This window comes from Polaromonas sp. P5_D5 (genome assembly GCF_054049435.1).
Map to the genome: position 1 here is coordinate 442926 of NZ_JBFUMJ010000001.1, position 20562 is coordinate 463487.

Consider the following 20562-nt stretch of genomic DNA (forward strand, 5'->3'; position numbering starts at 1 on the left):
TGAATAGCTGCTGACCAGACCGGTGAGCGCAGCATCTTGCTATTAAATCAATAGCTACTTGCGCCCGCCAGTTATGACCTTCAGTCAGTTTTACTCAACGCGGCTGATGCCGGTGGGTTTGAAGCCCAGGTCGGCCGCCTTGCCCTTGCGCGCGCGCGCCGCACGGGCATTGTTCAGGCTGCGGATTTCCAGCGTTTCCTCACGCGCCTTGCCGCCGCGGCCAATGCCTTCAATCTTCACGCTGCGCGTGTAGGCGGCTGCACCAGCCAAAGTGTCTTTGGCTTCGAGGTCGATCAGCATCAGGCCGCGCCCGCCGGCGGCCTGCATCTTGAGTTCCGCGATTTCAAACGTCAGGATGCGGCCGCCCGTCGAGGCGCAAGCCACATGCGTGGCCGGCACCAAGGGCGCCGATGCGCTGGTGAACGCGGCATGCGAAGGCCTGCAAATGATTTCACCTTCAGCGCAGCTGATAAAGGCCTTGCCGGCTTTGAGGCGCGACGTCATGTTCTCGACCGTAGCGAGGAAGCCGTAGCCGCCGCTGGCGCTCAGCAGCAATGCGGCATTGGACGGGCCCGCAAAATAATGCACCAGCTGCGTGCCGGACTCCAGGTCGATCAGGGTGGTGAGCGGCTGGCCGTCGCCGCGCGCACCGGGCAGCAATGACACCGGCACCGAATAAATGCGGCCGCGTGAGCCGAAAGCTAGCAGCGTGTCGATGGTGCGGCATTCGAAGGTGCCGTAAAGCCCGTCGCCCGCCTTGAAGGCGAAGCCTGCCGGGTCATGTCCGTGGCCGTTGCGTGCGCGCACCCAGCCCTTGTCGCTGATGACCACGGTCACCGGCTCGTCGAGCACCTTGACTTCGAGTACGGCTTTTTTCTCGGCCTGGATCAGCGTGCGGCGCGCATCGGCGAATTGCTTGGCGTCAGCCTCGATTTCCTTGACCAGCAGGCGCTTGAGCGCCGCCGGGCTGCCCAGGATTTCCTCGAGCTTGCCCTGCTCTTCGCGCAGGTTTTTCAGGTCCTGCTCGATCTTGATGGCTTCAAGCCGTGCCAGTTGGCGCAGGCGGATTTCAAGAATGTCCTCGGCCTGGATTTCGCTGAGCTTGAAGCGCTCTATCAATGCGGGCTTGGGCTCTTCCGACTGGCGGATGATGGCGATCACCTCGTCGATGTTGAGCAGCACCAGTTGCCGCCCCTCGAGGATGTGGATGCGGGCCAGCACTTTGTCGAGCCGGTGCTGCGATCGTTTTTGCACCGTGGTCTGGCGGAACTCGATCCACTCCGTCAGCATCTGGCGCAGGTTTTTCTGCGTCGGCTTGCCGTCCAGCCCGACCATGGTCAGGTTGATGGGCGAGGAGCTTTCCAGACTGGTGTTGGCCAGCAGGGTGTTGATGAGCTCGGACTGGCTGATCTTGCTCGTCTTGGGCTCGAACACCAGGCGCACGGCGGCGTCCTTGCTGGATTCGTCGCGCACCACGTCGAGCACGGCCAGGATGGTCTGCTTGAGCTGCACCTGGTCCTGGCTCAGGGCTTTTTTGCCGGCCTTGATTTTCGGATTGGTGAGCTCTTCGATTTCCTCGAGCACTCGCTGGGTGCTGACACCGGGCGGCAGTTCCTGCACCACCAGCTGCCATTGGCCGCGCGCGAGTTCTTCAATCTTCCAGCGGGCACGCACCTTGAGCGAGCCGCGGCCCGTGCTGTAGGCCGCCGCGATTTCCGCACCGCTCGAGATGATCTGCCCACCGCCTGGGTAGTCGGGCCCGGCGATCAGCGCGTACAGCTCTTCGTCCGCAAGCTTGGGCGTCTTGATGAGCGCCACGCAGGCGTCGGCGACTTCGCGCAGGTTGTGACTGGGGATTTCAGTGGCCAGGCCCACGGCAATACCGCTGGCGCCGTTGAGCAGCGTGAAGGGCAAGCGTGCCGGCAACTGGCGCGGCTCTTCAAAGGAGCCGTCGTAGTTGGGCACAAAGTCGACCGTGCCTTCGTCAAGCTCGTCGAGCAGCAGCGTCGTGATGCGCGCCAGCCGAGCCTCGGTGTATCGCATGGCCGCTGCGCCGTCGCCGTCGCGGCTGCCGAAATTACCTTGTCCATCGACCAGCGGATAACGCTGGCTGAAGTCCTGCGCCATGCGCACCATCGCGTCGTACGCCGCCTGGTCGCCGTGCGGGTGGTATTTGCCCAGCACGTCGCCGACAACGCGCGCGCTCTTGACAGGCTTGGCACCGCTCGCGCCATTCGCCCCGCCAAAACCCAGGCCCATGCGCGACATGCTGAAGAGGATGCGGCGCTGCACCGGCTTCTGGCCATCGCAAACGTCGGGCAGGGCGCGGCCCTTGACGACGCTGAGGGCATATTCAAGGTAAGCCCGCTGCGCGTACGCGGCCAGGGAATCCTGGTCTGCGGGTTCGGGGATCGGGGCTACGGCGTCCGGTGTAAAGAGATCCATCTTGAGTTTGGCTTGGCGGGTAAGGTGGCGTGAGGCATGCCGGCACACGCGGGTGCGGCCGCCACAGGGTTACAAAAAGGAAAGCTGTCTATCAGGCTGCCGGGCAGGACACAAGGCGCATTGTGACCTCAGTACGGCTCGGGCAAGGCCTCTGGCGTGGCGGTGGACACCACCGTGGGTGACACCATGTTGCCGCGGCCGGTGGCCCCGCCCATCATTTCCATGCGAACGCGGCCGCCGGACGCCATGCTGGGTGGCTTGAGGTGGTTATAGAGCTGCATCACGGTCTTGACGTAGTTTTTGGTTTCGGGATAGTTCGGAATCTTGTTGCCGGCACGCTGAACGGCGCCCTCGCCGGCGTTGTACGCAGCGATGGCCAGTTCGAGCTGGCCGGGAAACATGGCAATCAGATCACTGAGGTAGCTGGAGCCGGCCCGGATGTTGGTCTTGGGATCGGTGAGCCTTTTGTGGATGGTGGAATCCTTGGTGGCCCGTACGCCATAGCGCTCCGCTGTCGGCGGGATCAGCTGCATCAGCCCGACCGCACCCTTGGGCGAAACGGCCTGGGCGTTGAATCCGGACTCGGTGGCGATCAGTGCCTGCAGCAGCTCGTAGTCGATGCCATGTTTGGCGGAAGCCTCGCGCAGCAGGTGCTTGACGGCCTTGTAGTTGGGGGACACATCAAAGTAAGCAAGCAGCTTGGGCGGCGCATTGGCCACACCGGTGGCCCGGTTGGCGCCGTTGCCGACGGCTTTGCCGCTTTTGGCAACGTTGTCGCCTGCGCTGAAACTTTCAACACCACGAAAGAAAAGCTCATAGCGCTCATCCAGCCGCACAGCCGAAAAATGCGCAATGCCATCTTTGTCCACGTAGCCCCAGATGTCGGCATGGGCAGATTGCTGCGACAGCAGCATTAGCAGGCTCAAAAAGAAACCCGGCCAGAGCCTGGGTTTGCCACTAAAAATTTTCATAAAAGAAATCCATTGTTGATTGCTCAACCATCCAGGCAAACCTGTCGGCCTCAGGCCGTCGGAACCACGAGGTCAGCTTGCAGGAACGGTAAAACATCAAGTTATTCATCGTCACGAGTCAGGACTTCAGTGTGAGCACAATTCTTAAAACGGCCCCACCAATCATGACAATCAGCAAAACCACCATTCCCCTGTAAAACCATTTCAGCGGCTTCAGGCGCTCATCCAGTGCACTCATGTTGTGCTTGAAAGCATTTACTTCTGCATTGGCCGCTGAACTCATCCGTTCGAGTTCAGCCTGCATTTGACGGTCAATTTCCGCCAGTCTTTTTTCATCAACAGGTCCCGACCGGTTCATTCGCTGCAGCTCGGCAAACAGCAGGTCACTCTTGCGGTTTGCCTCCCTGCGGAGTTCAGCAGCTTGCTCTCGCTGCTCCGCCACGTCAATTGCTTCAAGGTAGTTCCAGCCCTTGACCCTTCGCCCACCTGATTTGTCCGCGATGAACTGGACGGCCCGAACGACGAGCTCCGGGTCTCTTCCTAAAAAATCGCAACCAAACTCTACTACCGCAGGCTTCTCCCTTAATTTGGGACCCGTCCAATGAAGCGACCTCGGCACCAAGGCAGATTTCAGCTCGTTGAACGTCGCCGGATCAAGCGCCAACATCAAGATGGCTTTCTTTTGCCCCTTGACTTCAAACTGCTTAAGGTCGATACCGCGAATATGCTTCCAGGCGATAGCGGGCAAGCCGCAGAGCCTCAGGCCCAGCAAATCCGCCTTCAACGCGCTGCCGGATTGCCATGCGGCATAACCTGAAACAAACAAACTGCCAATGTACACAAACAATAGAACAGCAAAACTGCTCAGCAAGGCCACGGGAACCAACTTCCCTTCCTGCCAGGTCGCCCTTGCCAGCAAACCCGTTACCCCAAAAATCAGCAACAGCGCAACGACAAAACAGAGCCAGCGAAACCAGCGAAATGGCACGTCCAGCGCACTGTCGCTAAACAGCAGCGCCTCCAACGTGACCTCCTTCTCCGCCTGCTGCTTCTTTCTGGCGATGGCCTTCTCTGAAAAAATCGACAAACACAAACCACCTGCGGCAAGAGCGAAAGCAAATCCGGAGGCCATGAATTCATGGCGCGCAAGTGCCACCGTCGCCCAGAATGCGGCAAGCACCAGTACCACGATGCCCATCACACGCGCAAACGACAGGAGAAGCCTCAAACGTCCACCTCGACGCTGTCACCGTGCAACTCCATCAGTTCGCGGCGCGCTGCGGCCTCGCCTTTGCCCATCAGCTTGGTGATGAGCGTCTCGGTTTGCAGAAAATCCTGGTTGCCCAATTGCACGGGCAACAGGCGACGGGTGTCAGGATTGAGTGTGGTTTCCCATAATTGTTCCGCGCTCATTTCGCCCAGGCCCTTGAAGCGGCTGATGCTCCAGGCACCTTCTTTTACGCCATCCTTGCGTAACTTGTCCAATATGGCGGTCAGTTCGCCTTCATCAAGGGCGTACACCTTTGAAGCCGGCTTTTTGCCCCGCGCCGGCGCATCCACCCGGTACAGCGGCGGCCGGGCCACATAGACATTACCCGATTCGATCAATTTGGGGAAGTGGCGGAAAAAGAGGGTCAAAAGCAGCACCTGGATGTGCGAGCCGTCCACATCGGCGTCGCTCAGGATGCAGACCTTGCCGTAGCGCAGGCCGCTCAGGTCGGGCGTGTCATTGGGGCCGTGCGGATCGACGCCGATGGCGACCGCGATGTCGTGGATTTCGGTGTTGGCAAACAGGCGGTCGCGCTCGACCTCCCAGGTATTGAGCACCTTGCCGCGCAGCGGCAGGATGGCCTGGCTTTCCTTGTCGCGGCCCATCTTGGCGCTGCCGCCGGCCGAATCGCCTTCGACCAGGAAGACTTCGTTGTGCGCCAGGTCCCGGCTTTCGCAGTCGGTCAGCTTGCCGGGCAGCACGGCCACGCCGGAGCCTTTGCGTTTTTCGACCTTCTGGCCGGCTTTCTGCCGGGTTTGGGCGGCCTTGATGGCCAGTTCGGCCAGTTTGCGGCCGTAGTCGACGTGCTGATTAAGCCAGAGCTCCAGCGTCGGCCGCACAAAGCTCGACACCAGCCGTACCGCGTCGCGTGAATTGAGGCGTTCCTTGATCTGGCCCTGGAACTGCGGATCGAGCACTTTGGCGCTCAGGACATAGCTGGCACGGGCAAAAACGTCTTCGGGCAAGAGCTTGACCCCCTTGGGCAGCAGCGAATGCAGGTCGACAAAGCTCTTGACGGCATTGAAGAGGCCGTCGCGCAGGCCGCTTTCATGCGTGCCGCCGGCGCTGGTGGGAATCAGGTTGACGTAGCTTTCGCGCACCGGCTGGCCCTCTTCGGTGAAGGCCACGCACCACTGCGCGCCCTCGCCTTCGGCAAAACTCTCGTGCGAAGCGTCGGCAAAACCTTCGCCCTCAAACATCGGGATCACCGGGTCGCCGGTCAGGGTCTGCATCAGGTAGTCGCGCAGGCCGCCCTTGTAGAGCCAGGTCTGGACGTCTTTGGTTTTCTCGTTGGTCAGCGTCACCGTGACGCCGGGCATCAGCACCGCCTTGCTGCGCAGCAAGTGCGTGAGTTCAGCCATGGGCAGCGCGGCCGATTCAAAGTATTTGGCATCGGGCCAGGCGCGGACGGTGGTTCCGGTCTTGCGGTCGCCCTCGCCGTTTTTGCGCAGGTGCAGTTTCTCGGTCACGTCCCCGCCGGAGAACACCAGATGGGCGACCATACCTTCACGGTAGGAGGTGACTTCCAGGCGTTTGGACAGTGCATTCGTCACGCTCACGCCGACGCCGTGCAGGCCGCCCGAAAAGCTGTAGGCGCCGCCCTTGCCCTTGTCGAACTTGCCGCCGGCGTGCAGCCGGGTGTAGACGATCTCGATGACCGGCACCTTTTCTTCCGGGTGCAGGCCAAAGGGAACGCCCCGGCCATCGTCATCAACGCTCACCGATCCGTCGGTATGCAGCGTCACCTTGATCTTCTTGCCGTAGCCGGCCAGGGCCTCGTCGGCGGAGTTGTCCAGCACCTCCTGGATGATGTGCAGGGGGTTGTCGGTGCGGGTGTACATGCCCGGGCGCTGCTTGACGGGCTCCAGGCCCTTGAGCACGCGGATCGAGCCTTCGGAATATTCGGTGGGTAGTTTGTCAGCCATGGCAGATGAAAGAATTGCCGCAATTGTAGTCGGGGCCGCAAAAGTCACTGTACAAACATACAGCTCACCTGATTCATGGATGGGAACGAAGGACGGCCCCGGCAGTGTTTCGCCATTTTCGTTACAGTCGGCAAAGAGCCTCCCGGCCGCCTCAGGCCTTTCCTTTTTTCGCCACTCGAGGCGACTCGCCCATGACCACCGACACCAAAAAACTCTCCATGCTGCAGGTGCTGATCTGCGGCGCCACCATCGTCACGCTGTCCATGGGCATTCGCCACGGTTTTGGCCTCTGGCTGCAGCCCATCACGCAGGCGCAGGGCTGGACGCGCGAGACTTTTGCCTTTGCGCTGGCGGTGCAAAACCTGTCCTGGGGCGTGTTCGGCATCTTCGCCGGCATGGCGGCCGACCGCTTTGGCGCCTTCCGCGTGATCGTGGGCGGTGCCCTGCTTTACGGGCTGGGCCTGGTGGGCATGGCGCTGTCGCCCACCGGTTTCCTGTTCACCCTGACAGCCGGCGTGCTGATTGGCGCCGCACAGGCCGGAACCACGTATGCCGTGATTTACGGCGTGATCGGGCGCAATATTTCGGCCGACAAACGCTCGTGGGCCATGGGCGTGGCCGCGGCGGCGGGCTCATTCGGCCAGTTCCTGATGGTGCCGACCGAAGGTTTGCTGATCAGCAGCCTGGGCTGGAAAGAGGCTTTGCTGGTGCTGAGCGGCGCGGTGCTGCTGATTGCGCCGCTGGCATTGGGCCTGCGCGAAGGCGGTTTTACCGGCGGGCAGCCTGCCAAACGCGAGCAGACCATCCTTCAGGCGCTGCGGGAGGCTTTCAAATACCCGAGCTTTCAATTGCTGATGGCGGGTTACTTTGTCTGCGGCTTCCAGGTGGTGTTCATCGGCGTGCACATGCCCAGCTACCTCAAGGACAAGGGCCTGTCTCCCCAGGTGGCCAGCTATGCGCTGGCGCTGATCGGCCTCTTTAATGTGTTTGGCACCTATATTGCAGGCTCCCTGGGCCAGAAAATTGCCAAGCGCAAGATCCTGGCGACGATTTATCTCTCGCGCGCCATCGTGATCGCCGTGTTCCTGGCGGCACCGCTGAGCCCCTTGAGCGTTTACATCTTTGCCAGCCTGATGGGCCTGCTGTGGCTGTCGACCATCCCGCCGACCAACGCCGTCGTGGCGCAGATCTTCGGCATCCAGCACTTGTCGATGCTGGGCGGCTTTATCTTCTTCAGCCATCAGATCGGCTCCTTCCTGGGCGTCTGGCTGGGCGGCTATTTGTATGACCGCACGGGCAGCTACGACATCGTCTGGTACATCGCGATTGCATTGGGCGTGTTTGCCGCGCTGGTGAACCTGCCGGTGCGTGAATCACCGATTGCACGCGCGGCCGTGCCCCAAGGGGCCTGAGATGGCCAAAAGAATCGGCCTGTGGACGCTTGCGATCATCGCGTCGCTGGGGGTGTTTGCCCTCTACACACGGCCGGATTTCCTGTTCACACTCGCCAACCAGGTCTGGGCCTGCTTCTAGCGCAAGGCCCTTCCCAGGGGTTTTATGTGTGTTTTGGGCTGCGGCCCAATCAGGACGGGCGCAAGCAGCTATGAAAACAATAGTAATTACCGGAGCCTCTGACGGCATAGGCGCTGAAATGGCGCGGCAATTGGCCAAAACCCACGGCGCCGGCGTGGCGCTGGTGCTGGCCGCGCGCAATGAAGCACTGCTCAATGAGGTTGCGGGCCAATGCGCTGCCCATGGGGCGCTGACCCTGGCCGTCAAAACCGATGTGTCGCAAGAGGACCAATGCCGCCAGCTGGTGGCCGCCGCCATCGGCCGGTTCGGGCAAATCGATGCCTTGATCAACAACGCAGGCATGTCGGCGCAAGCCCTTTTTGAAGACGTCAAGGCCCAGGACCTGGCCTGGTACGAACAGTTGATGCGCATCAACCTCTGGGGCAGCGTCTGGTGCACCCATGCCGCCTTGCCTTACTTAAAAGTGCGCCACGGCAGCATCGTGGCGGTCTCCAGCCTGGCGGGCCTGATCGGTGTGCCGGGCCGCACAGCCTACAGCGCCACCAAATTCGCCATGACGGGCTTCTTCGAGGCATTGCGCGCCGAGCTTAAAACGGCCGGTGTCAGCGTAACGACGGCCTACCCGGGCGTGGTCGCCACCCGCATCCGCCACCGCGGCTTCAACGCGGCCGGTGAGGCGGCCGGTGCCAGCGGCCTGAAGGAAGACGACGCCATGAGCGTGGAAGAATGCGCACGGCTCATCCTTGAGGGCATGGCGCGCCGGGAACGCGAGGTGGTCATGACGGCCAAGGGCAAGCTGGGCCGCTGGCTCAAGCTGATCGCGCCGGGCCGGGTCGAGGCGATGGCGCTCGCCGCGCTCAAAGATGACGTAAGACCATGAATACAGCCCCCACGCTTGTCACTCCGAGCCTGCGGCGCGCTGCCCCTGATGTCACTTATGGGGCGCATTTTTCCTTGGGGCGGCCCGGCGGAAAAACCCTATGACCGGTACCGCGCAAGGCACGGAACCACCCTCCGCCTGGGTGCAGCGCTGGTCGCACCTGGTGCCTGAGCGCGGCGTAGTGCTGGACGTGGCCTGCGGCCATGGCCGTCATGCCCGCTGGTTTTATGAACGAAATCACCCTCTGGCCCTTGTGGATCTTGCGCAAGCAGCTATCGAATTCATAGCATCAGCTCTTCCCACGCGCCCCGCCCAAACCGTTGAAGCCGTGGTGGCCGACATTGAGGAAGGTCCCTGGCCTTTTGAAGGACGACAGTTTGAAGCCGTCATCGTCACCAATTACCTGTGGCGGCCGCTCCTGCCCACGCTGCTGGCCAGCCTGGCGCCGGGTGGCGTGCTGATTTACGAAACTTTTACGCAGGGCAATGAAACGGTAGGCAAACCCTCGCGCCCCGACTTTTTACTGCGTCCCGGTGAATTGCTGCAGGTCTGCCAGGGCCTGAAAGTGGTGGCCTTCGAGGAGGGTTTTGAGGAGCGTCCGCCACGCTTTGTCCAGCGCATCGCCGCCGTCCGCGACTCAGCCAGCACCGCGGGTTTATCCGCCCCCCTTCATACCGCGGAAGGGGGTCCACCCCGCTATAGACTGACCTAGGCTCTGGGTAGAATGCAGGATTGGCCTTTTCCGGGGCCGGCTTGAAGCTGTTCAGGCCGGAACACCCCAGATACCTGCATGGCCGCGAACGTTTACAAGCAGAGCATGAAACCCATTACTGGCAGCATCGTTGCACTGGCAACGCCCTTGCACGAAGACGGCAGCGTAGATTACCCCACCCTGCGCAAGCTGGTTGACTGGCACATTGCCGAAGGGACCGACTGCATCGGCGTGGTCGGCACCACCGGCGAATCCCCAACCGTCAATGTCGAAGAACATTGCGAAATCATCCGGGTGTCAGTTGAGCAGGCCAAAAAGCGCGTGCCGATCATGGCTGGCTGCGGTGCCAACTCAACGGCCGAAGCCATCGAATTGGCCAAATTTGCCAAAGGCGTTGGCGCGGACTGCCAGCTGCAGGTCGTCCCTTATTACAACAAGCCCACCCAGGAAGGCCAGTACCGGCACTTCAAGGCGATTGCGGAAGCGGTTGGCGACCTCCCCACCGTGCTTTACAACGTGCCCGGCCGCACCGTCGCCGATATGGCGCATGCCACCGTGCTGCGCCTGGCCCAGGTGCCCGGCATTGTCGGCATCAAGGAAGCCACCGGCAATATCGAGCGCGCCCAGTGGCTGATCAAGGAAGTGCCCAAGGGCTTTGCCGTGTATTCAGGCGACGACCCGACCGCGGTGGCGCTGATGCTTTGCGGCGGCCAGGGCAATGTCAGCGTGACGGCCAACGTCGCGCCCCGCCTCATGCACGAGCTGTGCGTGGCCGCCGTGGCCGGCGATGCCCGCCGCGCCATGGAGCTGCAACTTAAATTGCTGCCGCTGCATCGAAACCTGTTTGTCGAAGCCAACCCGATTCCCGTCAAGTGGGCCATGGCCCGGATGGGCCTTTGCGGCGGCACATTGCGCCTGCCCATGACACCGCTGGAAACATCGAACGAAGCCGCTGTGGAAAGCGCCCTGCGCATCTGCGGCCTGGTCTGATTTGCCTGATCTGATTTTTAAGGGAACCCAAGTGAAGATATTGCCAACACATCCTGCATTTTCCAAAGCCCGGAGCGCCGCAACCGTGTCTGCACTGGTTGCCCTCAGCCTGCTCGCCGGCTGCTCTTCCATCAGGGATGTGATGGAAGGCGAACGCGTCGACTACAAAAGCAGCGGCGCCAAAGCCCCTTCCCTGGCGATCCCTCCCGACCTGACACAACTCAGCCGCGAAACCCGTTATGTGGTGCCCGGTACGGCGGTGTCCGCCAGCAGCTACCAGGTTGGCCAGCCGACACAGGCCGTGCAGACAGCCGCAGTGACCGTGGGCGACGTTCGCATCGAACGCGCAGGAAGCCAGCGCTGGCTGGTGGTGAACCGGCCGGCAGACAAGCTCTGGACGCCCGTGCGCGATTTCTGGCTGGAGAGCGGCTTCCTGCTGTCCCAGGACCAGGAAAACCTCGGCATCATGGAAACCGATTACGCTGAAAACCGCGCCAAGCTCCCGCAGGATTTCATCCGCAACACTATCGGCAAAGTATTCGACAGCCTGTACTCCACAGGTGAACGCGACAAGTTCCGCACACGGCTGGAGCGCCGCCCTGATGGCGGCACCGAAATCTATGTCAGCCACCGCGGTATGGTCGAGGTGCTGACCGGCGTCAAGGCCGGCTCCACCGGCGGCGACAGCACCATGTGGCAACCCCGCCCTGCCGACCCGGAGCTGGAAGCCGAATTCCTGCGCCGCCTGATGGTCAAGCTGGGTGTCACGCAAGAGCAATCGAAGGCCCTGGTGGCCGCCGGTGCAGACAAACAAACCTCGCGGATCGCCACTGTCAACAGCCAGCCCGTCGTGCAGATCGACGAAGGCTTTGAACGTGCATGGCGCCGCGTCGGACTGGCACTGGACCGCACCGGGTTCACGGTTGAAGACCGCGACCGCAGCCAGGGAACCTACTTCGTGCGCTACGTCGAGCCCATCGTGAACAAAACCGAGCCCGGTTTCTTCAGCAAGCTGTTCAGCGGCTCGCCAGCCGCCGTGCCGCCGTTGAAGTACCGTATCGCCGTCAAGAGCCAGGGTGAAAGCACCACGGTATCGGTCCTCAATGCCCAGGGTGCCCCTGAAGCATCGGCCAATGCCCAGCGCATCATCCAGGTGATTGCCGACGATCTGCGGTAAATCCCGGTTCGTGATCCTGTTCATCCCGACTGAAGATTCCATACCGGTGTGCTGAGGTTCAAAAGCCTGGGCAGTGGCAGTTCAGGCAATGCCACACTGGTTGAAGCGTCGGGGATCACGCCGCTTCGCATTCTTGTCGACTGCGGGTTGGGGCTCAAGCACCTGCTCTACAGGCTCGGTGAGGCGGGCCTGCAACCCGAAGACATCCACGCCGTGTTCATCACCCATGAGCACGGTGACCACATCGGCTGCGCGCGGTCACTGTCGCTTCGCTACCGGATCCCGGTCTGGATGAGCCATGGCACCCACGCAGGCATAGGGGCACCAGATTTTGACGGGTTGCTGCACAAGGCGCGCGACGGGAAAGCCATTGACCTCGGCGGCATGCAGCTGACGCCTTTTACGGTGCCCCACGATGCCCGGGAACCCTTGCAGCTCAGCTGCACCGATGGCTCGGCAAAGCTGGGAATCCTCACTGATCTCGGTCATGCCACTTCGCATGTACTGGAACACCTTGGGGGCTGCGACGCCCTGATGCTGGAGTGCAACCACGATTCCGACATGCTGGCCCAATCGTCCTATCCCGCATTCCTGAAGCGGCGGGTGGGCGGCCAATTTGGGCATCTTTCCAATACGGCCGCTGCGGATGTCGCCCGCGGCGTCATGCATCAGGGGCTACGCCACCTGGTGGCAGCCCATCTCAGCGCGCAAAACAACCGGCCGGAGCTGGTGCAAGCCCTGATGGCCGAGGCCCTGGGCTGTGGCGCAGAAGACATTATTGTGGCCAGGCCCGACGTCGGCACACGCTGGATCCATATCTGAGGAAGGGTCGTGGGCCCTGCAATGCGGGTGCATACCGGCCATCGCGGCAAACAAGCGCCCATAAAAAAAGCCGCCTCGCGGCGGCTTTTTTCGACTCGCTGAAGAATTACTTCGCAGCGCTGGCTGGAGCGGCGGTAGCAGCGGCAGCAGCGGCAGCAGCGTCAGCAGCAGGTGCCGATGCAGGTGCAGATGCGGCAGCGGCAGGAGCCGATGCGTCAGCAGCAGGGGCTGGAGCTGGTGCAGCAACTGGAGCTGGTGCTGGAGCTTCTTCTTTCTTGCCGCAAGCAGCCAGAGCAACAGCGGCAACGATAGCTGCCAAAACGAGTGACTTGTTCATTTTTACGATCCTTGATGATATTTAAGAAAACAATTTCCGGAAATTGCCAAAAGAAAACCCAAACCGGAATTCAAGTTATTTTTGACCGGGGAAAGGACTCGAGCTCTTTCTACCCAGCTTTAAATTATATGCCGGATATTACAAATGGGAACGCAAGCCGGAAAACCCTAAGCCAGCCTTTACAGGCCTGTAGCGCCCTCAGACGCACAAATGCCCGCCTTAAAGCCCCAGCGTGGTGGCGGGGAACGACGGCGAACTTTTCAGCAAACGCTCATTGATGCGCTCCCTCAACGCCACCCGCCTCGCAACCTCAGAGCCGGCAATGCCAGTGCAGCGCTGCACATCCAGCCGCTCAAAGACCCAGCCGGGGCCGAGCAAGGCGCTGGGCATATCGTCCGCCGCACCCGACGTATTGGCACGGCATTCCACAATGTGCGCCCAGGTACGCCGCCAGGTGACGAACCGGGCGTGCCGTCTGACCACTTCATCGTAGTTTTTGGCCAGCATCGTGAATTTCCGGCCCGTCATGGACCAATCATTCAGCGCCTGAACGACTGCACGTTCTCCCAGGGGCCAGTCTTCGAAATCGGGATCGCACACAATGATTTCACGCCACCCCTGTGCGGCTGCCGCTGAAAGCGACTTCCTGATCAACTCCGTGAAATCGCTGCGGCCGGTAAACCGGCCTTCCAGCAAGGCGGGCGGCAGGGCAGAACTGGTTTTTTCCGTATCCATAAAACGTCTCCAGGCTGTTTGGCAATCAGGTCAGTCGTCTTCCGCAGGCAGCGTCTGCCGCAACCAGCCCGCGTCGTGCCAGTCGCCCAGCAGCGCGATGGCAGATGCGCCAGCCTTGCGCAGCTCCCGGGGGGCCAGGCTGCGCTGGTCGGCCAGGCGGTGCATCAGGGCAGCATCGGCACCTTTGGCGCGATAGCTTTCGCCATTGATAAACACATGGTCGCTGTCATACATCATCCGCGTGCGTGTGTCGAGATGCACGCCGGCACTCCCCTGCCGCGCCGCATCGGCATCCCACTCGCACTCCACCTCATCAAACCATACCGAAGGCTTGGGTTCGGTCATGTATTCGCCCAGGGCGCAAGCCACGGCCAGGGGATCTTTCAACGCGTCCAGAACCGCCTGGCCGGCGAAGGCCGTGAGCTCTGACGGCATGGCGGCCGGTGTTGGGGTTGCGGCCTGCCCCGCATCGCGGTACAGGCGGGGCCGTGCCTTGCGGCCGAGTTCTTCCGCGGCAGATTCATCACCCTCATGGCGATCGTCCTCAGTGAACTCGGCCAGGCGATGCAGCAGTTCCGCGGCAAGTTCCCCCTGTGCAGGCGACCTGAATCCGATGGAATATGTCATGCAATCTGCAGGTTTTCCGTCGGCCTGCAGCGACGCCTCGGCAATGCCGTCGTGGGCATAGCGCGGAGGCAGGTAGAGCATGTCGCCCGCTTCCAGTACAAACTCTTCCTCAGGAACAAAATTCTGGAGGATTTTCAGCGGCACGCCTTCCTGCAGCGTCAGGTCTTTCTGCCGCCCGATCTTCCATCGCCGCCGGCCGCTGGCCTGCAGCAGGAACACGTCATAGCTGTCAAAGTGCGGCCCAACGCCGCCGCCGGGCGTGGCAAACGAAATCATCAGGTCGTCGAGCCGGGCATCAGGCACAAAACGGAACTTCTGCAAAAGCGCATGCGCGCCGGCGTCATGCAGGTCCACCCCCTGCACCAGCAAGGTCCAGGCTTTCTGGCTCAGCGGCGGGAGGCTTCGCGCGGCAAAAGGCCCCTGTTTCATCCGCCATCCCTTGGGCTGCTGGACGATCAGCCGGGACTCGACTTGCTCACGCGACGCGAGCCTGAACAGTGCTGCGCGGCTGAGCACAGGTTGCAGCCCCGGCAGCGCCTGGCGGATGAGAAGCGGCTTTTTTTGCCAGTGCCGGCGCATGAATTGCGCCGGGCTCAGGCCGGCGAGGAGCTCTAGAGATTGATTTACATCCATGGGACAATTGTCGGATGAAAATCACCCCGCAATGCGTCGTAGCCCTGACATGGACGCTGAAAGACACTCTGGGCGATGTGCTGGACGAGCTGGACGAACCCATCGAGTTTTTACTCGGCGGCGATGATCTCCTCGCGAAGATCGAGGAGGCACTGCAAGGCCATGAAGCCGGAGAGAAGCTTGAGCTGCACCTTGAGCCCGAAAACGCCTTCGGTGACTACGACGAGAATCTGGTTTTCCTCGAACCCCGCAAGATTTTTCCAGCCGAACTGGAAGAAGGCATGACCTTCGACGGCATGGCCCTTCCGCCAGGAAGCAGCGGGCAAGCGCCTCATGATCATATTTACACCGTGACCGAGATCTACCCCGATCACGTCGTGCTCGATGGCAACCATCCCCTTGCGGGCATTGCCATCCGGTTGAACCTCAAGGTTGAAGCCGTGCGCGAAGCCAGCGAAGAGGAAATCGGCCAGGGCTCACTTGGTACCGGTTTTTTCAAACTTGAGCCGATCACACCGGGAAGTGGCACGCTGCACTGAGACGCGTGCAATTCCCAGGCGTAAAAAAGCCGGCCCTTCCCTGCGGGAGTAGCCGGCTCTTCATATGCGGAGGAACCGCAGCTTTACATGACCCGGTTGATCTGGCCGTTTTCGATCTTTACGCGGTCTCCCACGCGAAGGTTGCCGTAGCTGGGCACGTCGTAGGCGCGTGAGCTGCCATTGTCCAGTTGCACGGAGACGCGATAGCTTTCACGAATGGTCGCATTGCGGTTCTTTTCAATGGCGTTGCCGGCCACTGCGCCGCCCACCGCACCCACCACGGTTGCAGCATCCTTGCCGCTGCCGCCACCGATCTGGTGACCCACCACAGCACCCGCCACACCGCCCAGGACAGCACCCACGCCAGAGCCGCGGCCCTTTTCCGTAGTCTGGATGGCTTCCACATTGATGACCCGTCCGTACTCAACATAAGCATTCTGCTGATTGGCGGGATAGGACGAAGAAGCGGGATAGGTTGAGGTGGTGGCCGGGTAGGACGAATCGCCGCTGGGGCTCATGGGCGCGCAAGCAGCCAAGCCCACCAGTGCCAGCACAGCGGAAGCCGAGGAAATAAAGCGGAATGTGTTTTGCATGAGTCTCTCCTGTTAATAAGTTCATGAGCTTCCCGGCCCCTGCCATCGGCTTCACGCTAGCGAGAAGCCGATACCAGGAGCGCGGAGACTCCCATGACCCATTAAGGGCACGCCGCAGCAAATACAAGGTGGGGATTAGAGCTGTCGCGGCGTGGGAGCCGTGTCGCAGGGGTTGTAGGAAAACACCCTCCCCTGACGCCTTTTGCCCGCCAGCGCCAGCCGTTCAGGCGGTCAGGCTTTGCCCGTGGAGCCGTACCCGCCTTCGCCACGCTCACTGGCGGGAAATTCCGCCACCACATTGAACTGCGCCTGCACCACCGGCACGATCATCAGCTGGGCGATCCGCTCCATCGGCTCAATGGTGAATGGCACATCGCTGCGGTTCCAGGCGCTGACCATCAGCTGCCCTTGGTAATCACTGTCGATCAGGCCGACCAGGTTGCCCAGCACGATGCCGTGCTTGTGGCCCAGCCCCGAGCGCGGCAGGATGAGCGCGGCATAGCCGGGGTTGTGCAGGTAGATCGCAATGCCGGTCGGTACCAGTTGCCACGCGTTGGCGGCCAGCGTCAGGGGCGCCTCCAGGCAGGCGCGCAGGTCCAGGCCGGCGCTGCCGGGCGTGGCGTAAGCAGGAAGGTTGTCCTGAAGGCGGGGGTCGAGAATCTTGACGTCGATGAGCATGAATTATTTTTTCTTCGGTTGTTGATTTTTTTGCGCCTCTTCGGCGGCCTGCCGGGCGAGCTCGCGCAGCCGCTGGACCAGCGCACCCGAGGAGTTGCGGTTGGCCTTGAAGACCACCCAGGCCCCATAGACCAGCAGCGCGGGCAAAAACAAAAAGCCCGCGCCGGGCAGCACTTCGGAGAGCGCCTGGGTAGCGATCCACAACACTACTACCCATCTAACGTGGCTGAGGAAGGACATGCCAGCCAAAGGCGCCAGCGCAGCCTTCACCGAAGGCGTGCCTGAACTCGCTGAAAACCGGGGGTTGGCGGAAACACCCGCCTGGGGTTTGAGCAAATCCTCACGCACTCCCGCAGCGGCATTGGCCCCCGTCAGGCGCTCCACGTAGCTGGCGAAATCACCGTCAGGCGGTGTGTCCGAGGGGTGATTCATGGTGCAGCCGCCTTTCCGTGCGATGGCCCGGCCGCCATCCGGGCGGCGATCTCCTGCACCAGACGGCGCGCCAGCGAGAGCTTGGAAGCCCTGGGCAGCGCGGTGCTACCCTCCGCATCTACCAGCAGCAACGCGTTGTGGTCCTGACCGAAAGTGTCGGGGCCGATGTTTCCGACCAGCAGCGGCACTTTTTTGCGCAGGCGCTTGGCCCCGGCGTTGTCGGCCAGGTCATGGCTTTCAGCGGCAAAACCCACGCAGAATAACCGGCCGGCCTGGGCGGCGGGTGACTGGGCGACAGTGGCCAGGATGTCCGTGTTTTCGGTAAACACCAGCTGCGGCGTCTGGCCGGAGCCGTCTTTCTTGATCTTCTGCGTTGAAGGCGCGGCCGGCCGCCAGTCAGCGACAGCCGCAGTTGCTATAAAAATAGTAGCTGCTTGCGCACGCCCTGTAACGGCTTCAAGCATATTTTGTGCAGATTTGACGTCAATGCGATTGACCCCGCGTGGCGTTGACAGCCCGACCGGGCCCGCAACAAGAGTGACCTCTGCTCCTGCTTCGTGCGCCGCCCGCGCAATGGCGAAACCCATTTTCCCGCTCGACAGGTTGGTGATGCCGCGCACGGGATCTATGGCCTCATAGGTCGGGCCGGCCGTGACCAGCACACGCTGTCCAGCCAGCACCTGGGGCGCAAAGAAGGCAATAAGGTCTTCGAGGATCTGCTCAGGCTCCAGCATGCGTCCGTCGCCGGTCTCACCGCAGGCCTGAAAACCACTACCCACGCCCAGCACCGTGGCACCATCACCGGCCAGCTGCACAAAATTGCGCTGGGTCGCCGGGTGCGCATACATCTCACGGTTCATGGCCGGCGCCACCAGCAGCGGCACGTTGTCGATGGGCCGGGCCAGGCACATCAGGCTGAGCAGGTCGTCGGCACGCCCATGAAGCAGCTTGGCCATGAAATCGGCGCTCATGGGCGCAACCAGGATCGCATCGGATTCGCGCGACAGGTTGATGTGCGCCATGTTGTTCGCTTCACGGCTGTCCCACTGGCTGGTGTAGACCGGCCGTCCGCTCAGGGCCTGCATGGTGACGGGCGTGATGAACTGCTCGGCAGCTTCGGTCATGACTACCTGCACCGTGGCACCCGCCTTGATCAGCGCCCGGCACAGTTCAGCGGCCTTGTAGCATGCAATGCCACCCGACAGGCCCAGCACGATGTGTCTGCCGGCCAAGTCCAGGGCTTCATTGCCGTCCGGGCCGCTTCCCATGGGATTCACTTGATTCGTCATGTTCCGCAATGTATCTCAGTTGGAGGAAAGGCCCCCACGCTTTTCGCTTCGCGTAATGCGCTGCCCCCCGAGGGGGCGCTGCGCCTGCGGCCCGGCTAAGCCGGTTCCGCGGCCCCGGCTTGCTTGGTCAACACCGGCCAGCCTTACGTGGGCTGCGAGCCACCGTGCAAGCCCGAACAGCTGTGGGCTGAAATTCAGTATCCCCTGCAAGAAGTAACCCGGCGGGCAACCCGTATAATCTCCGTTTACCACCTCTACGAACTTGCGGTTCGTACCTGACATGACCAAATTTGTCTTCGTCACCGGCGGTGTGGTGTCTTCCCTGGGCAAGGGAATCGCCTCAGCCTCCTTAGCTGCGATCCTCGAATCGCGAGGCCTCAAAGTCACTTTAATCAAGCTCGATCCCTACCTGAATGTGGATCCGGGCACCATGTCGCCCTTCCAGCATGGCGAAGTTTTTGTGACCGACGACGGCGCCGAGACCGACCTGGATCTCGGCCACTATGAGCGTTTCATCGAAACGCGCATGCGCAAGGCCAACAACTTCACCACCGGCCAGATCTACAAAAGCGTGCTTGAGAAAGAACGCCGTGGCGACTACCTGGGCAAGACCGTGCAGGTCATCCCGCACGTCACCAACGAAATCCAGGAATTCGTCAAGCGCGGCGCCGGCTACGAGACGGCTGATGCGGTCGACGTGGCCATCGTCGAAATCGGCGGCACCGTCGGCGACATCGAGTCCCTGCCCTTTCTTGAAGCCGTGCGCCAGATGAGCCTGCGCCTGGGCGCCAACAACACCGCCTTCGTTCACCTGAGCTACGTGCCCTGGATCGCCGCCGCCGGCGAGCTCAAGACCAAGCCGACCCAGCACACCGCCAAGCAACTGCGTGAAATCGGCATCCAGGCCGACGTGCTGCTGTGCCGTGCCGACCGCCGCATTCCCAACGAAGAGCGCGAAAAAATCTCGCTGTTCTCCAACGTTCCCGAGTGGGGCGTGATCTCGATGTGGGACGTCGACACCATTTACAAAGTGCCCCGCATGCTGCACGAACAGGGCCTGGACGGCCTGATCTGCGACAAGCTACGCCTGAACACGCCACCGGCCAACCTCAAGCGCTGGGACGACCTGGTCTACGAGACCGAGCATCCGCAGACCGAAGTGCACATCGCCATGGTCGGCAAGTACGTAGACCTTTCAGACAGCTACAAGTCGCTTAACGAAGCCCTGCGCCACGCCGGCATGAAGAACCACGCCAAGGTGGTCATCGAGTATGTCGACTCCGAAACCATCACGCAGGACAATGTCTCGCGCCTGGCGCGCTTTGACGGCATCCTGGTGCCCGGCGGCTTCGGCATACGCGGCGTCGAAGGCAAGATCTGCGCGGCCCGCTTCGCCCGCGAGCAAAAGATGCCTTACCTTGGCATCTGCCTGGGCATGCAGGTAGCGACCATCGAATTCGCGCGCCATGTGGCTGGCCTGAAGGACGCCAACAGCACCGAGTTCGACCCCGCCACACCGCACCCCGTGATCGCGCTGATCACCGAGTGGAAAGACGCCGACGGCACGATCAAGACACGCAATGCCAAATCCGACCTGGGCGGCACCATGCGCCTGGGCGCGCAAAGCTCGGACGTCGCAGCCGGCACGCTGGCCCACAAAATTTATGGTGACGTGGTGACAGAACGCCACCGCCACCGCTATGAAGCCAACGTCAACTACCTCGATGCCCTGCGTGCGTCGGGCCTGGTCATCTCCGCGCTAACGCAGCGCGAGCAACTCACCGAAATCGTCGAGCTGCCGCAAGACGTCCACCCCTGGTTTGTCGGCGTGCAGTTCCACCCCGAGTTCAAGTCCACGCCTTGGGATGGCCACCCGCTGTTCAATGCCTATATTGCGGCCGTACTCCAACAGCGCGCCACGGCAGGCCAGGACCCGAAAGCTGCCGCCAAGCCCCTCAAGGCGGTAGCCTGACC

19 protein-coding genes are annotated in these 20562 nt (G+C 61.7%); 8 read left to right on the plus strand and 11 right to left on the minus strand.

Features of this window, described 5'->3' with window-relative positions; translation table 11 throughout:
- Positions 1–90: 90 nt before the first annotated feature.
- The 4 genes from parC to ACXJKE_RS02145 all read right to left on the minus strand — a co-directional run bounded on the left by parC (position 91) and on the right by ACXJKE_RS02145 (position 6611).
- Positions 91–2445 (minus strand): DNA topoisomerase IV subunit A, encoded by a 2355-nt coding sequence (parC, locus tag ACXJKE_RS02130; protein ID WP_457278920.1) that lies wholly within the window; start codon positions 2443–2445, stop codon positions 91–93.
- A gap of 128 nt (positions 2446–2573) precedes the next feature.
- A complete protein-coding gene (locus tag ACXJKE_RS02135) occupies positions 2574–3416 on the minus strand; it encodes a lytic transglycosylase domain-containing protein (RefSeq protein WP_457278921.1) in 843 nt (280 codons plus the stop codon).
- A 118-nt stretch (positions 3417–3534) separates the two neighbouring features.
- Complete coding sequence (locus ACXJKE_RS02140; RefSeq protein ID WP_457278922.1) at positions 3535–4644, minus strand: hypothetical protein; 1110 nt, start codon at positions 4642–4644, stop codon at positions 3535–3537.
- Positions 4641–6611 (minus strand): DNA topoisomerase IV subunit B, encoded by a 1971-nt coding sequence (locus tag ACXJKE_RS02145; protein WP_457278923.1) that lies wholly within the window; start codon positions 6609–6611, stop codon positions 4641–4643. Before ACXJKE_RS02145 ends, ACXJKE_RS02140 begins: the two co-directional genes overlap by 4 nt.
- 191 nt (positions 6612–6802) lie before the next feature.
- Here ACXJKE_RS02145 and ACXJKE_RS02150 point away from each other — a divergent pair, with 191 nt between their 5' ends.
- The 6 genes from ACXJKE_RS02150 (at position 6803) to ACXJKE_RS02175 (ending at position 12725) form a co-directional block, all read left to right on the plus strand.
- Entirely contained in the window at positions 6803–8023 is a 1221-nt protein-coding gene (locus ACXJKE_RS02150) for an MFS transporter (RefSeq protein WP_457278924.1), read from the plus strand.
- 191 nt (positions 8024–8214) lie between these two features.
- On the plus strand, positions 8215–9024 hold the full coding sequence (locus tag ACXJKE_RS02155) for an SDR family oxidoreductase (RefSeq protein ID WP_457278925.1): 810 nt from the start codon (positions 8215–8217) through the stop codon (positions 9022–9024).
- A gap of 100 nt (positions 9025–9124) precedes the next feature.
- Positions 9125–9736 (plus strand): class I SAM-dependent methyltransferase, encoded by a 612-nt coding sequence (locus tag ACXJKE_RS02160; protein WP_457278926.1) that lies wholly within the window; start codon positions 9125–9127, stop codon positions 9734–9736.
- Between the two features lie 105 nt (positions 9737–9841).
- A complete protein-coding gene (dapA, locus tag ACXJKE_RS02165) occupies positions 9842–10726 on the plus strand; it encodes a 4-hydroxy-tetrahydrodipicolinate synthase (RefSeq protein WP_457278927.1) in 885 nt (294 codons plus the stop codon).
- 31 nt (positions 10727–10757) lie between these two features.
- Positions 10758–11903: an outer membrane protein assembly factor BamC gene (bamC, locus tag ACXJKE_RS02170; RefSeq protein ID WP_457278928.1), complete on the plus strand. Its 1146-nt coding sequence runs from the start codon at positions 10758–10760 to the stop codon at positions 11901–11903.
- Positions 11904–11951: 48 nt separating this feature from the next.
- Complete coding sequence (locus ACXJKE_RS02175; protein ID WP_457278929.1) at positions 11952–12725, plus strand: MBL fold metallo-hydrolase; 774 nt, start codon at positions 11952–11954, stop codon at positions 12723–12725.
- 106 nt (positions 12726–12831) lie between these two features.
- Here the strand turns inward: ACXJKE_RS02175 and ACXJKE_RS02180 are convergent, their stop codons facing one another.
- The 3 genes from ACXJKE_RS02180 to ACXJKE_RS02190 all read right to left on the minus strand — a co-directional run bounded on the left by ACXJKE_RS02180 (position 12832) and on the right by ACXJKE_RS02190 (position 15057).
- Positions 12832–13062: a hypothetical protein gene (locus ACXJKE_RS02180; RefSeq protein ID WP_457278930.1), complete on the minus strand. Its 231-nt coding sequence runs from the start codon at positions 13060–13062 to the stop codon at positions 12832–12834.
- 219 nt (positions 13063–13281) lie between these two features.
- The gene (locus ACXJKE_RS02185) at positions 13282–13797 is read right to left on the minus strand and encodes a hypothetical protein (RefSeq protein WP_457278931.1); all 516 of its coding nucleotides are present in this window, start codon (positions 13795–13797) and stop codon (positions 13282–13284) included.
- Positions 13798–13827: 30 nt separating this feature from the next.
- Positions 13828–15057 carry a JmjC domain-containing protein gene (locus ACXJKE_RS02190; RefSeq protein WP_457278932.1) on the minus strand — a complete coding sequence of 410 codons (1230 nt, stop codon included), beginning with the start codon at positions 15055–15057 and terminating at the stop codon, positions 13828–13830.
- A gap of 14 nt (positions 15058–15071) precedes the next feature.
- Between ACXJKE_RS02190 and ACXJKE_RS02195 the strand changes: the two genes are divergently transcribed.
- Positions 15072–15596 carry an FKBP-type peptidyl-prolyl cis-trans isomerase gene (locus tag ACXJKE_RS02195; protein ID WP_457278933.1) on the plus strand — a complete coding sequence of 175 codons (525 nt, stop codon included), beginning with the start codon at positions 15072–15074 and terminating at the stop codon, positions 15594–15596.
- 83 nt (positions 15597–15679) lie between these two features.
- Here ACXJKE_RS02195 and ACXJKE_RS02200 read toward each other — a convergent pair whose 3' ends face one another.
- From ACXJKE_RS02200 to coaBC, 4 genes are all read right to left on the minus strand, one after another.
- Complete coding sequence (locus ACXJKE_RS02200) at positions 15680–16189, minus strand: glycine zipper 2TM domain-containing protein (protein ID WP_457278934.1); 510 nt, start codon at positions 16187–16189, stop codon at positions 15680–15682.
- A gap of 231 nt (positions 16190–16420) precedes the next feature.
- Complete coding sequence (gene dut / locus ACXJKE_RS02205) at positions 16421–16867, minus strand: dUTP diphosphatase (RefSeq protein ID WP_457278935.1); 447 nt, start codon at positions 16865–16867, stop codon at positions 16421–16423.
- Positions 16868–16870: 3 nt separating this feature from the next.
- Entirely contained in the window at positions 16871–17299 is a 429-nt protein-coding gene (locus ACXJKE_RS02210; protein ID WP_457278936.1) for a hypothetical protein, read from the minus strand.
- The gene (coaBC, locus tag ACXJKE_RS02215; protein ID WP_457278937.1) at positions 17296–18567 is read right to left on the minus strand and encodes a bifunctional phosphopantothenoylcysteine decarboxylase/phosphopantothenate--cysteine ligase CoaBC; all 1272 of its coding nucleotides are present in this window, start codon (positions 18565–18567) and stop codon (positions 17296–17298) included. The genes ACXJKE_RS02210 and coaBC overlap by 4 nt, the downstream gene beginning before the upstream one ends.
- A 301-nt stretch (positions 18568–18868) precedes the next feature.
- Here coaBC and ACXJKE_RS02220 point away from each other — a divergent pair, with 301 nt between their 5' ends.
- Positions 18869–20560, plus strand: a complete 1692-nt coding sequence (locus tag ACXJKE_RS02220; RefSeq protein ID WP_457278938.1) for a CTP synthase — start codon at positions 18869–18871, stop codon at positions 20558–20560.
- The last annotated feature ends 2 nt before the right edge of the window (positions 20561–20562 follow it).

Excerpts from the sequence above, each read along its gene's own strand:
- dut (WP_457278935.1), bottom strand. The coding sequence starts at position 16,867 with ATGCTCATCGACGTCAAGATTCTCGACCCCCGCCTTCAGGACAACCTT.
- ACXJKE_RS02210 (WP_457278936.1), bottom strand. The coding sequence starts at position 17,299 with ATGAATCACCCCTCGGACACACCGCCTGACGGTGATTTCGCCAGCTAC.
- ACXJKE_RS02150 (WP_457278924.1), top strand. The coding sequence starts at position 6,803 with ATGACCACCGACACCAAAAAACTCTCCATGCTGCAGGTGCTGATCTGC.
- ACXJKE_RS02155 (WP_457278925.1), top strand. The coding sequence starts at position 8,215 with ATGAAAACAATAGTAATTACCGGAGCCTCTGACGGCATAGGCGCTGAA.
- coaBC (WP_457278937.1), bottom strand. The coding sequence starts at position 18,567 with ATGGGAAGCGGCCCGGACGGCAATGAAGCCCTGGACTTGGCCGGCAGA.
- ACXJKE_RS02160 (WP_457278926.1), top strand. The coding sequence starts at position 9,125 with ATGACCGGTACCGCGCAAGGCACGGAACCACCCTCCGCCTGGGTGCAG.
- ACXJKE_RS02145 (WP_457278923.1), bottom strand. The coding sequence starts at position 6,611 with ATGGCTGACAAACTACCCACCGAATATTCCGAAGGCTCGATCCGCGTG.
- ACXJKE_RS02135 (WP_457278921.1), bottom strand. The coding sequence starts at position 3,416 with ATGAAAATTTTTAGTGGCAAACCCAGGCTCTGGCCGGGTTTCTTTTTG.
- ACXJKE_RS02180 (WP_457278930.1), bottom strand. The coding sequence starts at position 13,062 with ATGAACAAGTCACTCGTTTTGGCAGCTATCGTTGCCGCTGTTGCTCTG.
- dapA (WP_457278927.1), top strand. The coding sequence starts at position 9,842 with ATGAAACCCATTACTGGCAGCATCGTTGCACTGGCAACGCCCTTGCAC.
- ACXJKE_RS02190 (WP_457278932.1), bottom strand. The coding sequence starts at position 15,057 with ATGGATGTAAATCAATCTCTAGAGCTCCTCGCCGGCCTGAGCCCGGCG.
- ACXJKE_RS02220 (WP_457278938.1), top strand. The coding sequence starts at position 18,869 with ATGACCAAATTTGTCTTCGTCACCGGCGGTGTGGTGTCTTCCCTGGGC.
- ACXJKE_RS02185 (WP_457278931.1), bottom strand. The coding sequence starts at position 13,797 with ATGGATACGGAAAAAACCAGTTCTGCCCTGCCGCCCGCCTTGCTGGAA.
- ACXJKE_RS02195 (WP_457278933.1), top strand. The coding sequence starts at position 15,072 with ATGAAAATCACCCCGCAATGCGTCGTAGCCCTGACATGGACGCTGAAA.
- ACXJKE_RS02200 (WP_457278934.1), bottom strand. The coding sequence starts at position 16,189 with ATGCAAAACACATTCCGCTTTATTTCCTCGGCTTCCGCTGTGCTGGCA.
- parC (WP_457278920.1), bottom strand. The coding sequence starts at position 2,445 with ATGGATCTCTTTACACCGGACGCCGTAGCCCCGATCCCCGAACCCGCA.